We start from the raw sequence: 15,264 nt of genomic DNA, 5'->3' as shown, positions 1-15,264 counted from the left end.
AGGAGGAATAAAGTTGACTCAAGCTCGCTTAATCAGTTTCCATTATTTCTTGCGCACCTTGATTTTGTTGGGATTTTCAAGCTATATTGTGGTTCTTTCCAAATCAGACGCCCTTACGTATTACATTGCGCCGCGAATGATGATTTATGTGAAAGCTGCTTCCGTTATTTTATATATCGTTGCCTGCTTTCAAGGGTACATGGCCTTACGCGCCTACTGGGGAAGGCCTGTCACATGTGAATGTGAGCAGCCCGTTTCCCGCTCCGTTTTGCGCAATACTCTGGCCTACGGACTGCTGATTTTGCCGCTATTAATAGGCTTTGCGCTTCCAGATACTGCCTTGAGCAGTACGATGGTTGCTGCCAAAGGGATGAATCTCTCCGCTTCCAAATCGAGTCTTCCAACGACGACAGTGACAATAACACCATCAGCGACGGCTCCAGCCCCCACAATAACTCCAGCCACTTCCAACACAGAGGTGCCAGCTCCCCCAAACACGGATGCGGACTTACAGCAATTATTTCATGCTGATAATGAGTGGGACGAAGATTTTTCCAAAATCGGCATGATCCTTTATAAAAAGGAGACCATCGTCGTTAAACCGGAGATTTACATGGAGATCCTCTCCACGATCGACTTATTCAAAGCTAATTTTATCGGAAAAAAAATCGAGCTCACCGGCTTCGTATATCGTGAAGACAATATGGCTAGCCATCAATTTGTCGTTGGCCGCTTTGCGGTTAGCTGTTGCTCTGCGGATGCGACTCCCTACGGTGTTATGATTGACTTCCCCACTGCCGCGACTTACCCCAAGGACATGTGGGTCAAGGTCACCGGTACTGTTCAAAATGGCAGCTACAATAGCAACGATATTTTCGTCATCAAAGCCACGCAAATTGATAAAATTACTGCGCCGAGCTCACCGTATATTTATCCTAACTTTGAACCGTTGAAGGAGCTTCAATGAAGGATGAGGGATGATGCACGTCTCCCCCACCCGGCAGAAATAAGGAACCACAGCTCCCCAACTAAGACGGATACTTTGATTGAACTGTGCATGTAGGCGGGGCGGGAGATGTTGTGGCAGGTGCCGCGGGATTGGATAGGGGAGTGGCGACTTATGTCTGGCGCCATACAAATCCTGCAAAAGGTGCAGCAAATTTGGAGGAAGTCACAGATTTGGACTCATTTCCTGCATAAAGTGCAGCTAAATGGGTGATTTCTGCTTATGTTGGGTAAAAGGCAATGAATGACATGTACTTTTTACATGTTAATCTCTAGAAACGGCAGAGGTGAGATCATTTTGTTGTACTTTTTGCAGTTTGTGCGGTTGGATGGGACACCTTTGGCGCGAGCGAGACTCTCACGACGGAGTTAAGCTTGTTTTGCGACGTTAACTTCTACCGGGAGCTCATTTCTCACAGTTAGCGGTGAAGAACAACGTTACAGCGGCACTTTGACCGGGTCTTTAGCTCCCATATTGACGTCAAAAAAAGAAGCTGGATCATCGATCCATGCTTCTTTTTTCTTGCGTTTTATGTGAAAGGAGAATTTAACCATGCTGCAGGCAATACTTCATTCAATTTTAAGTTCCAATTTGGATATCATTTTTCTAAGCGAACATTATCCGGTAAACAGGTTCTCTATCTTTTTCGTTTTTCACGCAATAAATAATAGTATGTCCCGAAAAAAAAAATATATACATGTGCCGAATATTTTATTTATTTATAGCGGCACTCTCATTTCCGCAACCGATATGCGCCTCTGCTCAAGCTTTCTAGCTTTTGCAGGACGTATCACCGGCTCCTCTTCACCTGCTTCAATGATGCGAGCAATGAGCCGCTCTCTCAGTTCAGCCGTAATGCTTGCATAACTTTCCACGCCAATTAGATTGCTAAGCTCATGCGGATCCGCATGCAGATCATATAAGAACTGCTCTTCATAGACATCAGAGGCAGCATCCTGCCAAGCATGCTTGCCCGGCGCATGGACGCTATATTTCCATCGATTTGTCCGTATAGCTCGACCTACTTCGGATTCACTAATTTGTATAAAAGCTTCCTTCGGCCAATCTACGCTTTTCTTCTGCGCCAAAGGCAAGATGGATCGCCCCTGCATGCTTTCAGGCACAGAAATGCCAGCTGCATCTAGCAGTGTAGGCGGCAGATCCAATAAGCTAACTAACTCTTGAATTCTACCTCCTGCTTGGAAGCCTGGCCCCATCAAAGCCGTTGGAACCCGAATCGAGCTATCATGGCAAGAACGTTTATATTCGGAATTACGCGTCTTGAAATGACAACCATGATCGGATGTAAATAGCACGATCGTATTGTCTAGCAATTGTAGGCTCCGCAATGCATCAACCAGACGACCCAATGCCTCATCCAACCGCTTAACCATCCCGTAGTAACCCCCTAAGTGCTGATGGGCAGTTCCACCGAGAGCTGCAAGATCTGGCGGCATCCAACGTCCGCTATATTGATCCTCATACCCGATTGGAGCTGGATAATTGTCAAGATGATTTTGGTGATGAGGCTCAATATAAGACAGGAATAGGAAAAACGGATCATCCGACTTCTCCTGACGGTTCCGCTTCTGCTCCTTATGTACAAATTGGATAGCTGCATCCGTTAAAGCATCGGCTCGATAACCTGGCAGGTTAACCGGTTCATTCTCATTATTGTACATGACTGTATCGTACGCGTCCGAGGAAAATTCCAACACATTAGAGGCTAACCAATGCTCGTAGCCACCCCTCTGATCCTCAGGCACAGGCTCTGTATTAGCCAAATGCCATTTGCCAATATACCCTGTTCGGTAGCCAGATTCACGAAAATAGTGGGCTAATGTCTTGCTTTCCGCAGGCAGCGGAATACCGTTGCGATAACATCCCGTAGAGGTTGCGTACCTTCCGGTTTGCAGGCAGGATCGCGCTGGTCCGCACACGGGTTGGCATGTGATTGAATGATACACGTGTGTACCCTCGACCGCCATCCGGTCGAAATTCGGGGTAAGCCCGAGCGGATTGCCATGCACCCCTGTGGTATCCCATCTTTGCTGATCGGTAAAAAATACGATAACATTCGGACGCACTGCTCCCTTTTCTCCCATAAACATCCCATCTCCTTCATCTTATCTATGAATAGAATTCTATACCAACTACCATAATCCTTGATCGCTGAATCGGCGTGCCAGCCAGTTGGTGAACAGGAGCAGCAGTAAACCCGCCAAGGACTGAAACAATCCTGCAGCAGTAGCAATCGAGAATCGTCCCAAACTCAAACCTACCCGATAGACATACGTATCCAAAATATCTGCAACGTGAAGCACGACATCGTTAGATAAAATAAAGACCTGATCGAAACCGGCCGACAATATTTGTCCTGTTCGGAGTATCAGCATAATAACGATGGTCCCCGATATCGCCGGAAGCGTCACGTGCCTGATTAATCGGAACCGATTGGCTCCATCCATACGTGCCGCCTCATACATCTCTGGATTAATGCCTGCGATTGCCGCCAAATAAATGACAGTTCCCCAACCGACTTCCTTCCAAATATGCGACACTACGAGCAGCGAGCGGAACGATTCCGGCTTCATAAGCGGCGAACTGCTGAACCCTAGCCATGCAAGCAAACCCGTTCCCGGTGACAGGATGGCAAACAATATGCCTCCAAGAACAATCCAAGATAAAAAGTGCGGGAAATACAAAATACTTTGAATGATTCTTTTAAACCTGCGATTGATGACCTCATTCAGTAAAATAGCTAGTGCAATTGGTGCAGGAAAACCGAAGATTAGCTTATAAAAGCTTATGAGTAACGTATTGTACAGCGCATTCCAGAAATCCCCTGTTGACCATAGAATCCGAAACCATTTCAGCCCCACCCAAGGGCTGCCTATAACCCCTTGCGTTAGTTTATAGTCCTTAAAGGCAATGATAACGCCGCCCATCGGGATATACTTGAATACGATAAAATAAATAAGACCTGGCAACAGCAGCGCGTAATAATATCTATATTTCAGCAGCTTTCGAATAAAAGAGCTTGATGGCGCTGCTTTGGCGCGTAATACCGAAGGCTTTGAATGGCTGGCTTGGCTGCTCATATGGTACCTCCCTTGTCTAACCGCAGCTTGCGATATTCACCTGGTGTGATTTTTTCCCATTTTTTGAAAAATCGGATGAAGCTCTGCACATCGTGATAGCCGATCTGACCGCATATTTCCTGTAAGGAATATTTGCAATTCCCTTCGAATAACAGCTCCTTGCTTTTATCAATGCGCAGCCGAGTTAAGTAATCAAGCGGTGCTTTCCCTGTCTCCGCACGGAACATTCGGCTTAAGTAGCTGGAGCTGACACCGACATGATCGGCAATATCAGCGATAGATTCGATCCGGTCATAGTAAGTCTGCATATAGACAATGGCTTTACTGATGTAAGCATTGCTCATCTTATTATCCTGAAACTGTTCGAGCAGGTTCATAATATCGGAGATATACCCGTAGAAAAGCTCCTTCACTTGACCAATATGCTGGCATTCACTAACCGATTGGAACCTTAAATGAACTTTATCGAGCGAATAACCATCCTCATACAGCTCTTGCACGATAGCTCCCATCATCAACGTGATGGTGTCTTGAACTTCATCTCGCGAATAGGATTTCCCTAACATATAGCGGTCGAACAATTCGTCGAGGGACAACTTAGCGGACTCTCGGTCTACCGCCTTCAGACGCCGCAGCAGCTCCTTCTGAATGGCCAGCGGATAGCTCCATTTTCTGGCATCTGCCGAATCCTCGAAAAAGACGCAATCTGTTTGGTACGTCCAAGCTGTATTGTGCAGCGCGCGTTTGGCCTCGTGGTACGACTTGTTCAAACCGTTCATAGCCGAATAAATGCCCCCGAAGGCAATTTGCAAGGTGATTCCAAACTCCTCCAATCCGATCCGGTTCACTGTCTGACAGCAGGCATCCAATTCCAGCTTCAGCTGGGTCATGTAAGTAGCCACTGGCACATTCAAAATAAACCCGAACTGATGGTTTTCAAGTATGGTGCCCACAGCAAAAAGTCGCTTCCGCAACTCATTCTCAATAGTGCTGAACAGCATCAATCGAATCTCGTTGTAATCTTCCTGATCCTCCAATGGCTGCATGTCGGCTCGAACAATGAACGCTGCATAATAAGCATGCGGGAAAACGATACCGAGATGCTGAAGCCGATTAGCCATCACCGAAGTTTCGAATACGCGATTGGTTAAAATGTCATAGATCAACCGGAAACGGATGATCGGTTTACTCTGCTCCAGCGTTTGTTTGATGTAGCGGTTTTCTGAAACAAGCTCCCTGATCGCTTCGGCAACCAGCTGGCTTTCATCTTTTTTCACCATATTCCCCGGGTATTGAGCTTGCTGCTCTACATAGTCCCTCACCATGTTCTTCCAGGGCCGAGTGAAGCGAATACTATATAGGCATGCAAGCGCTATACTGATAAGCAGGATGACTGCCGCAACTTGAGTTGCAGCATGCACCTTGCTTTTCCATGCAAGTTGGTAAACCGAATAGGGAATACGTTCGGCAACCAGCCACGGATTTGTGTCAGATCTAGCATAGCTGAGGAAATAAGTCTCATCTTCCCCCTGTATTTTCACCATCCCTGAGGAACCTGATAGTGAATGTCCATCATTCATAGAACGTAAAGCCGTCGTGAATCCTCTACTTCTGGCATTACTTTCTGAAAGAACGACGTAACTATCGCTGTCCATGATCATCATCTTACTGCTATCGACATTCGCATAACGAAACAAGGCATCGAAGAATGCTTGACGCTTCACGTTCAGAATGAGCTCACCTAACGGTTCTTTAGCAGTCAATGGAACTAGTCTATGAAAAGTTAGCAGTTCAACTGGCTCCGAAGGCGACGTATCCTGCAGGCTGCGCACCTGATAACCCTTGCTGCTACTCACTTGAAAGTCTGTAGTAACGATTTGCTTATCAAAGAATTGATCCAACGCATAGAGACCTTCATTCGTAGTCAAAATGCGATTGTTAAGGCGAAAATACAAATAAATAGAATACAACAGATTGTTGGAAGTAACTTCATCTTTCAGCTGATTCTTTAATAGCCCATATTGCAAAATGGAATACGGAAAGGGATTCGTTAATGCTTCATTAACCCCGGGCTTAAGAGAAATTTGCAAGGACAGCTGCTCGATATTCTCAATTAATGATTCCGCATGTTTCATCATCCCCGAAATCTCGCCCTGAGACGATCGTGCAAGCTCGGATTTGATATCGTGAGATACAATCATCAGGTACGACGAACCGACCGCCAAAACGAGGATCACTATGATAGTCATATAAGAGATAAGCATTTTATTAAACATAGACAGTCCCCTCTTTCTTACTCAAGCATGATTCGATTCGTCGTCCTATGGCTATTTGAACCTTATTTGGCTTTCTTCCATTCGGCATTTACCTGCTTCTCGATTTCCTGCCCGCCCTCTTGATAATACCGTTTGACTAGTTCATCCCATTTATCGACGGACCATGCACCGGTGACAATTTTGGCAAAATACTCATCCCAAAGCTTCTTTATATCCGGATAATCGTTCATTGCCTGAACGCTCTTCCAGAACTCGTTGTGAACCAGATTTTGAGGATCGTTGGAAACCGTCATTGCCGCTGTCGCTTCATCTGTTAACCAACGGCGGTCTACGACTTGCAGGAAGCGAATCGGATTCGAATACCCTTTCTTATACAGCTCGGAATAATTAGGGACAAGCAGCTTAATTTTGTTTTTGTCTTTATCGAATTGATAATCCTCATTCTCAATCCCGTAAGTGACGAGGTCAAAGCCTGGTCCTGCCGACCAGTTGATTAACTCGATCAGCTTCTCGGGATTCTTCGCTTTGGCTGATATCGCCCGGATATCGCTATATGCTGGCGAATTCTCAGCAGCTCCCTTTTTCCCGTTGGCACCAGCTGGCGGTGTAAGGAAGGAAAGCTTGGCCGTCGCAACCGTCTTCTTCAAAGCGCTGTAGTTTGCTCCCGTTGGATCTGCATCAAACGCCGTTCCCTCGAAGATGCCAGCTTTGGAATTAATGATCTTTTCGTTCATTTGTTTCGCTTCCATTATGGGGAACTCCGGATCGATGATGCCTTCTTTATACCAGCTCTGTAACAAAGCAAGCGCTTGCTTCGTCTCCGGCAATACCATTCCCTGCTTCAGCTGTCCGTCGCGCTGCTGCCAGAACGTTGGAACGACACCGAAAGCGCCGAATACCGTGCTGAAATAATTACCATTTGCTCCTGCCCCCAGAAGCTTGTTAGTCGTAATGCCAAATGTATCCTTTTTTCCATTCCCATCTGGATCATTGAACGTGAATGCCTTGAGTACATCATGAAGCTCCTCCACGGTAGTCGGAGTTTTCAGCTTGAGAGCATCCAGCCAATCCTGGCGTATCAGCAGCCCGTTCACATTAGGTCCATTGAAGGTCTCTGGACGGTACCCCGGCGGCAAGCCGTACAGTTTACCCTTATATTTCAGAATCTCCAAATCTTCAGGCTTCAGAAACTTCGTGACATTAGGCGCATTCTTTAACAAGTCGTCCAGCGGCAGAATCAAGCCTTCATCCGTCAATCTGTTTAATGTCAGTAGATCAGGCACACTAAAGTAATCCGGCAGGTCCCCGGAAGAAGCAAGCAGGTTAAGCTTGGTCTTATACTCCTCACCAGAGGCCATTGAAATATTGTAATCAATGCCTTTGATTCCTGCTTGATCAAGCGCAGCCAATACCTTTTGCTTCGCTGGCCCGCCATCTGCTGGGTATTCAGGTGCTTGAAAGTTGCGAAAAATCTTAAATGTGACCTTGGCGGAGTCACTGCCGGAAGCCTTATTTGGCTGAGCTCCTGTACTAGGAGCGCTTGATGCACCAGCATTCTCGGACTCGGGGTTACTGCTGCACGCAGCTGTAAGGCTAGCTGCAATCGTCAAGATTAGAATCGATTTATATGTACGAAATGACATGGTATTTATTCCCCCTATTCAATCTTATTCAAGGCTAGTCAACAATAATATCAAGTCCGAAGCAGATCTTACGCTTTCACCGAACCGATCAGAGTCCCCTGTACAAAATACTTCTGTAAAAATGGATAGACAATAAGAATCGGAAGCACCGCCATGATCGTTGTCGCTGCAATCACCGATTCCGTCGATGACCCCGTGCTTTCCCCCGTCATTTGGGCAATTGTCTGTCCGTTGATAATATCCCGAAGGAGCACGGGAAGTACGTACTTGCTTTTGTCATTCAGGTAATAAAGCGCCTGCAAATAGTTGTTCCAGTAACCAACTGCCTCCCACAATGCAATTGTAGCGAGTACTGGTTTAGAGAGCGGAAGAATCACACTGCCAAAAATACGAATGGCATGAGCCCCATCCATGGTCGCCGATTCATCCAATTCTCGGGGAAGCGTTCGAAAAAAGCTCATCATAACGATCACGTTGTACGCCGATATAGCCGTCGGCAGAATCAATGACCATAACGAGTTGATCAGTCCGACACTTTTTACCAGTAAATAGGTAGGAATAATCCCACCACTAAACAGCATCGTGAACAAAATAAGCAGAACGAACACTTTTTTGCCGGGTAAATCTTGTTTAATAAGTGGAAAAGCGGTTGCCGCCGTCAAAAATACGCCGATCAATGTGCCAACCAAGGTAATAAATAAACTGTTTCCGTACGCAAGCCATAAATACCGGGAATGTAAAATGTTGACGTAAGCATCCGTAGTAAAGTCTTTCGGCCACAAAAATAGGCCGCCTTTCATCGCCTCTTCCATGCCGCTGAAGGACACTGCCACTTCCCGCCACATGGGATAAAGAGTGACTAGGGTCAACACGCTCAAAAAAATGATATTGAAAATCGAAAATAGGTTGCCTCCTTTTGGACTCATCTGCTAACTCTCCTTCATCAAGCTCTATTGTCACTCGGTTAATTCCGACTAATTTAATTATGTATAAAACGGGTGTGTGAATATATAATTAGTTTCTGAACTAATGATTAAAATTTGAATTCATCGCTTGGAAAGCTTGTACTATCAAGGGTTTTTCAAAAGTTTAATAATCGAGAAATCCCACAGTGAATGATAAAACAAATACACGATTTCACCTAAAAATAAAATTAATCTTACCATTTAACTCGGAATTGATCAACGGATTTCACCTAATGGCCTGAGCGGAGCTGCAGTTGTAATACGCGTGGGTGAAGTGAGTCAAGCTGGATGCGGGGCGATGCTGATTTTTATGGAAATGGCAAATCCTGCAGAAAGTACAGCAAATTCGTTTGGAATCATCGGTTTTGATACAAACCTTGTAAAAAGTACATCAAAACTAGCGACTTATGCCTACTTCGTGTAAAAAGCACTAAATTACATGTACTTTTTACATGTTTATCTCTAATAGCGGCAAAAACGAGATCATTTGCTGCACTTTTTGCAACTTGTCTGATTGGTGGGCACAAATCTACCAGTTATCCACCAAAAGAAGAAAAAAACACGCCAACGCAGGCGTGTTTTTCGTTTCCTATATTTTGTATACTTAACGCTCAAACCGGAACCAACCAAAATCAAATTGGGAACCCGGAAGGAAGATGAACGTTACTTTGCGAATGCCAGTGACCTTTTCCAATTCATAAACCCGCTCCTCGTACCCCTCAGACAACGTGAAATCCACGAGCCGAGTACTTTCCCCTTTCTGATCTCTGTTCTGATCTACGCTTTGATCACCAATCTGATCCCCACTCTTTTCTCCGTCTTGATCCGCAAACCGGATTTGAATCGTGTTTTTATCAATCGGTGATCGCCCGAACACAACCAGCCTCTTTGCACCATCACTCCCAAAATCCATGTGTTCATATTCCAAGGAAACGTTATTGCCTATCCCCTCTACACCCGCTTCTGTCATTTCAAAGGTATCCCCATAGATGCGGTCGCAGTCAACCGCGAGGTTATTCTCATAAGCTCTGTTACTTTGCTCGAAAGTGAACCCCTTAATGTGTACTTTCTGGCGAAGAACAAAGCAGATCGACGTAATTCCGCGTAGTTTTTTGGACAAACGATAGGTTTCTTCTTGATACGTATTCCATTTGGATGGTTTTTGGTAAATGACATCTGCCAGTAAGGAGCTTCCTTTCTCTTCGGGCATGCCTTCCCAAATTTGCATAGCGTATTCTTCACTGCTCAAGGCGAATATAGGCATAGTGATCGTATCGGAACCGTGGTTGCCAAAGTCAATCTGGTGAAACCCTACTTGCGTTTCGCCATCCCTGCTCGTAGCTACTCCTCGCTCATTCCCGTTGCCTACATCCCCCTTACTATAATCATATAGACCAGCGGATATAAAACCATAAGGGTCCAGATAAGCTGTCCCTAGACCAGCAATTTTAAATTCCAATTGGGATATAATTTTGGTCTTGTCACTGCCATTCTTGCTCGTGCAGCGAAGACGGAACTCGCCATCACCAAGCGCAGTGATCTTCGCTTCTGGACCATTAGCTTCCACCCTCGCGATATTAGATATGATCCCAGCAGCATCCACTACACTCCATTCTACTTCCTGATAAGAAGTATCTGCAGGGTGCAATTTAGCCCTTACTCTCATCTCTTTGTTCGTTTCATTCAACTGTTGTCCATCTTCGCTAATGATTTCTATTTTACGAAGGGGAATTTCCTGGCTGCTTCCCAGGACACACGGCAGCTCTTGATTCCGGGTATTTGCGGAAACGCCAACAACTGTCGCCTTTTCTGCTGGCAAAGACTCAAATTCTATAGATGAAGGACCATCCAAGCCCTCAGATCGTACCTCAACCTGAATCTTTCCAGGCTCTGTTGTTGCTCCAATGATAGCCATCAACTTACCGCTAAACAGCCTTCTACTAAGTCCCTTATAGGGATCATAATCGGTGCTATCTCCGTTATCTAGACCAAGAAGCCGGCCTGCTCCCGTCACTTGAACATGCACGCGATTATTGGCATTTTCTACAGGATGCCCTTCCTCATCTTCCATGCCGATTTCCAGAAAAATGAGATCCGTACCACCCGCTAGAAGCGTTTCTTTATCCGCCGTCAAACGGACTTTTTTCGCATCTCTGAACGATTGGCGACTATCGGTAGCAATGATATTACCCAGTTCATCATAAGCGATCGCCTTCAGTTCCCCTTCTTGATAAGGGAGCTTCCACCAGCCGACGAGCTGTGTACCCTGTTTATGATCAATGTCATAGCTGCCTACTTGAATGCCATTAAACTGCAGTTCAATCCTCGGCGCATTGGAACAGACCCTGACATCAATCACCTGACCCTCATTGAAATCCCAATATGGGGAAATATGAACCATCGGTTTTACTTTATAATCCGTCCATGCTGCCTGATAAATGTAATAGGAATCTTTTTTGAAGGTTGCCGTATCGATTTGCCCGAAATAGGAATTTTTCGTATGATACGGCGTCGGTTCACCGATATAATCAAACCCCGTCCATATAAACTGGCCAAGCGAAAACGGTGCGTCTCTCTCAGCAATGATGCAAGCTTCCGCAGATTTGGCCCCCCAACTTGTCGGACTGTTTCCAAGCGCGGAGCATTGCTCATCATCATCGGCAAGAATGGATCTCTCGAACGGGAAATGATAGATCCCCCGGCTTTGTACGACTGAAGATGTCTCGCTTCCATAGATAATCCAATCCTCGTGCGCCTCATGATGCTTGTGATAATACTTTTCTGCATAATTATATCCTGCGACCTTGACTAGATCGGCACATTTCTGAGCATTCTCCCATGGCATATAGTTAGAGCCAATCGTCACCCTTGCGTTTCCTTTAGGATCAAACTGCTCGACGTAGTCCATCAGTATCTTGGTTATCTCTTGTCCTCGCTCATCCGCATGGGTATCATAGATCTCATTGCCGATACTCCACATCAGCAAGCTCGGATGATTCCGGTCCCTCATCACCCAGCTTCTCACATCAGCGAATGCCCATTCCTTAAAAAATCGGGCATAATCAAACTTGGTTTTGGGTCTTTCCCACATATCGAAAGCTTCCGTAATGACTAGCATGCCCATCTCATCTGCAAGGTCCATGAAGTCTGAAGCCGGCATATTATGGGCGGTCCGAATCGCGTTGACACCCATTTCTTTCAGGATATCCAGCCTTCTCTTCATCGCTGTTTTATGAAATGCGGCCCCTAAAGCCCCTAAATCATGGTGCTCGCAAACCCCATTTAATTTGATCTTATGCCCATTCAAATGAATGCCCTCATTGGCGTCCATAACAATGGTTCGAAATCCTAGATTCTGCGAAATAATCTCGATTTCACGCTTCGAAGAGACCAGCTCTAATCTGGTAATCAGCTTGTAGAGATTCGGAAGATCCGTACTCCATAGCTCAGGATTCTGAACAAATAGTTGCTGCTGATTAAGGATAACTACACTGCCTGCGACAGCCATCTCCGCAGCAGTTACAGAAGCAATTATTTGATCGCCTAACAGGATCGAATGCGAAATCAACACGTCTTCGGTTAGGCTTACTTCTGTATCGACTTCAACCTGCCAGCCTTCATCCGTCTTCTTCGTTGAGACGTAGATACCATTTGTAGCAATATGAGTATGCTCTCTGGTCTTGAGCCACACATTGCGATAAATGCCCGCACCCGAATACCATCTGCTGTTCGGGCTTTGATGGACAACTTTCACAACAATTTCATTCTCCCCTAGGATGACAGCATTTGTAATCTCATGTTCGAAGGAAGAATACCCATACTTCCACTCCCCTACAAACTGCCCATTCACATAGACGCAAGAATCCATATACACACCATCAAAATGAAGTAAAAGCTGCTTATGCTGATCTTCTTCGATCAAATGAAAGGTCTTACAATACCAACCGATACTGTTTTCATACAGATCTAGCGTGTTATAAATAAGCCAGTCATGGGGAAGATCAACAGGCTCGAACGCGAGACCCGTGCAATCTGACATTTCCAAGCTGCTTTTCGCAAATTCCCATCCGTCGTTAAAGAGCGTCTGTCTATTCACGCGCTTAAGCCTCCTCTATAAAAAGGGCTGTCGAAATCAATCGGCAGCCTTCTTGTCCTAGTTAATAAATCTTTCGATGATGTTCATCCTTAATGCCACTTTTTCTATAGAAATACGTGTTGATGGCATCCCGCCATTCTTTGGCATGTTCAGCCTGATCAAGAAGTCGACGGCGCACCCTTTCATGGCGCAAGGTATCAATTTTAGCCGCTAGGGAATCCCACTTGTTAAGAAGATCTCCCGCTTGCTCGGCACCTTCGAAATGGGTGTCATATATATGCTGAATTACTGTTTTACCTGATTTCAGCCTGTGGGTATAAGGAACGTGGTGGAAAAATAAGAGCAGTTCGTCCGGACAGCTATCAAGTGATTCGTAGACATCCGATTGTGGCGAGTGATATTGCGCCGAATAGCCTGTTCCGCTAGATAAAGTGCGATCTACACCTATCCCATTACAATCAGCAAAATGATAAGTCCCCCACTTGGCATATTCATAACCATCCACATTAGGTCCATAGTGATGATTAGGATTCACCATCCAACCTACACCAAGCGGAGCCGTGTAACTTTCGTAGATGTCACGCGAGTCCATCAACATCCTTAATAAGGTAGCTTCCACTTCCGAATCACAGCAGAATGTCATCTGTATCCATTCTCTTGCAATATCTTCCGCCGAGAGGAATGGATTCCACGCCAATCGGCCAAATCCGAACAAATTGGCCTGAGCCAAGTCATGGCCCGTCCAATTGCTATCGTTGCCGATATTCGATACAGCCGCCATTCCGCCAAGCGGTCTTTTGAATAAGCTTCCGCTTGCCGTACTAGCTACCCATGATCCTTCTCCAAGGGCATAAGTGTCATAATCAAGCACCTCTTTCCATTGGGGCACTAGGTAGCATAAATGGCGCTGTTGTCCCGTGTATTCCTGGGTAATTTGCAACTCCAACACTTGGTTCGTTCGTGTTAGACCTCCGAATAGGGGAGACACGGGTTCCCTCACTTGGAAATCCATCGGGCCATTCTTGATCTGGAGAATCACATTATCTTTAAATTCACCATCCAGCGGCATGAAGTGATCATAGGCTGCTTTGGCCCTATCTGTTGAACGATCACGCCAATCTTGCAGGCAGTTGTAGACAAAACACCGCCATATGACGGTCCCGCCATAAGGTCCAATCGCCTCCGCCAGCATATTGGCACCGTCCGCATGATTGCGGCCATATGTAAATGGACCTGGTCTGAATTCCGAGTCCGCCTTCACAAGGAAACCGCCAAAATCAGGGATCTGACTATAAATTTCCTCCGCTCTGGCGCGCCACCATTTGGCAACATCCAGGTCGAGTGGATCTGCTGTCGTTAAACCACCAATCTCAATCGGGCTTGCGAAGTTAATGCTTAAATAAAGACGAATGCCATACGCTCTAAATACTTCCGCCATTCGCTTCACATCCGTCAATCCCTGATTCGTGATCAGCTTGGTCTCCCATTGATGAACATTCACATTGTTTATTGAGATAGCGTTCATACCAACCGAAGCAAGAAGCCTTGCGTAATCCCGAACCCGGGTTACATCTTCGACAATGCGGTTATTTTCGTAAAATATCGATTTCCCCGCATAACCCCGCTCAATCGAGCCGTCCATATTGTCCCACTGATTGATCATGCGCAGCCCATTCCGCGGAATTTCTTGAATGACTAGACCTTCAAGTTCCTTACGGGTCTGCAGCAGCTTCAGAAAGTGAAAAACCGCATAGAGCGCCCCGCGTTCCGTGAACCCAGCTAACGCCAGGTAACGTCCTTGTTCATCGGTGCCTGAAAGGATGGCATAGCCATCACTGTCACTTGCGCCATGATTGCTCCAAGCAAGCGCTTGATCAATAAGCGGTGAACTTCCTGCAACTCCGAGTACAATCCTCCCCAAGTGATTGCTAGTCGAGTCGTGCCAATCACTTGGCTGCACGCCTAACATGGCTTGCAGACCTGTAATAAGTTCTTGCTTCGCTGTTTGCAAACATTCAGATTGACCTGTTACACTTAGCATAGAACACCAGTTCGAGTAGATCTGCTTTACTTTCTCATCTTCTATGGATTCATAGCGCAGCCAACCTGTGTAGCCTTTATCCCGTATGGGTTCGTTCACGCTTGAACCTCCTATCTGTTCTATTTTTACATCAAGC

At 45.9% G+C, this 15,264-nt stretch carries 9 protein-coding genes; 2 read left to right on the top strand and 7 right to left on the bottom strand.

Translation table 11 applies throughout. From position 1 onward, the window contains the following. Nucleotides 1-13: 13 nt before the first annotated feature. Nucleotides 14-967 carry a TIGR03943 family putative permease subunit gene (locus tag AC58VC_RS19910; protein WP_497370559.1) on the top strand — a complete coding sequence of 318 codons (954 nt, stop codon included), beginning with the start codon at nucleotides 14-16 and terminating at the stop codon, nucleotides 965-967. Nucleotides 968-1,725: 758 nt separating this feature from the next. On the opposite strand, the gene AC58VC_RS19905 is transcribed toward AC58VC_RS19910, so the two are convergent. From AC58VC_RS19905 to AC58VC_RS19885, 5 genes are all read right to left on the bottom strand, one after another. Next, nucleotides 1,726-3,111 (bottom strand): sulfatase family protein, encoded by a 1,386-nt coding sequence (locus AC58VC_RS19905; protein WP_497370558.1) that lies wholly within the window; start codon nucleotides 3,109-3,111, stop codon nucleotides 1,726-1,728. Nucleotides 3,112-3,159: 48 nt separating this feature from the next. Next, the gene (locus AC58VC_RS19900; RefSeq protein ID WP_497370557.1) at nucleotides 3,160-4,107 is read right to left on the bottom strand and encodes an ABC transporter permease; all 948 of its coding nucleotides are present in this window, start codon (nucleotides 4,105-4,107) and stop codon (nucleotides 3,160-3,162) included. Then, the gene (locus AC58VC_RS19895; protein ID WP_497370556.1) at nucleotides 4,104-6,356 is read right to left on the bottom strand and encodes a helix-turn-helix domain-containing protein; all 2,253 of its coding nucleotides are present in this window, start codon (nucleotides 6,354-6,356) and stop codon (nucleotides 4,104-4,106) included. The genes AC58VC_RS19900 and AC58VC_RS19895 overlap by 4 nt, the downstream gene beginning before the upstream one ends. Before the next feature lie 89 nt (nucleotides 6,357-6,445). After that, entirely contained in the window at nucleotides 6,446-8,026 is a 1,581-nt protein-coding gene (locus tag AC58VC_RS19890) for a type 2 periplasmic-binding domain-containing protein (RefSeq protein ID WP_497370555.1), read from the bottom strand. Nucleotides 8,027-8,094: 68 nt separating this feature from the next. Continuing rightward, the gene (locus AC58VC_RS19885; RefSeq protein WP_497370554.1) at nucleotides 8,095-8,952 is read right to left on the bottom strand and encodes a carbohydrate ABC transporter permease; all 858 of its coding nucleotides are present in this window, start codon (nucleotides 8,950-8,952) and stop codon (nucleotides 8,095-8,097) included. 304 nt (nucleotides 8,953-9,256) lie between these two features. On the opposite strand from AC58VC_RS19885, the gene AC58VC_RS19880 reads away from it, so the two are divergent. Further along, the gene (locus tag AC58VC_RS19880; RefSeq protein WP_497370553.1) at nucleotides 9,257-9,415 is read left to right on the top strand and encodes a hypothetical protein; all 159 of its coding nucleotides are present in this window, start codon (nucleotides 9,257-9,259) and stop codon (nucleotides 9,413-9,415) included. A 180-nt stretch (nucleotides 9,416-9,595) separates the two neighbouring features. Here the strand turns inward: AC58VC_RS19880 and AC58VC_RS19875 are convergent, their stop codons facing one another. Then, nucleotides 9,596-13,087, bottom strand: coding sequence for a glycoside hydrolase family 2 TIM barrel-domain containing protein (locus AC58VC_RS19875; protein ID WP_497370552.1), 3,492 nt, complete (start codon nucleotides 13,085-13,087; stop codon nucleotides 9,596-9,598). 61 nt (nucleotides 13,088-13,148) lie between these two features. Then, the gene (locus tag AC58VC_RS19870) at nucleotides 13,149-15,227 is read right to left on the bottom strand and encodes an alpha-glucuronidase family glycosyl hydrolase (RefSeq protein WP_497370551.1); all 2,079 of its coding nucleotides are present in this window, start codon (nucleotides 15,225-15,227) and stop codon (nucleotides 13,149-13,151) included. Between the last annotated feature and the right edge of the window lie 37 nt (nucleotides 15,228-15,264).

The sequence above is a fragment of the Paenibacillus sp. J22R67 genome, from assembly GCF_059692175.1.
Note: the sequence above shows the minus strand (reverse complement) of the source record. Positions and strands in the feature narration are given on the sequence as shown.

Coding starts and splice junctions, on each gene's coding strand:
- AC58VC_RS19905 (WP_497370558.1), bottom strand. CDS start 3,111: ATGGGAGAAAAGGGAGCAGTGCGTCCGAATGTTATCGTATTTTTTACC.
- AC58VC_RS19900 (WP_497370557.1), bottom strand. CDS start 4,107: ATGAGCAGCCAAGCCAGCCATTCAAAGCCTTCGGTATTACGCGCCAAA.
- AC58VC_RS19895 (WP_497370556.1), bottom strand. CDS start 6,356: ATGACTATCATAGTGATCCTCGTTTTGGCGGTCGGTTCGTCGTACCTG.
- AC58VC_RS19890 (WP_497370555.1), bottom strand. CDS start 8,026: ATGTCATTTCGTACATATAAATCGATTCTAATCTTGACGATTGCAGCT.
- AC58VC_RS19885 (WP_497370554.1), bottom strand. CDS start 8,952: ATGAGTCCAAAAGGAGGCAACCTATTTTCGATTTTCAATATCATTTTT.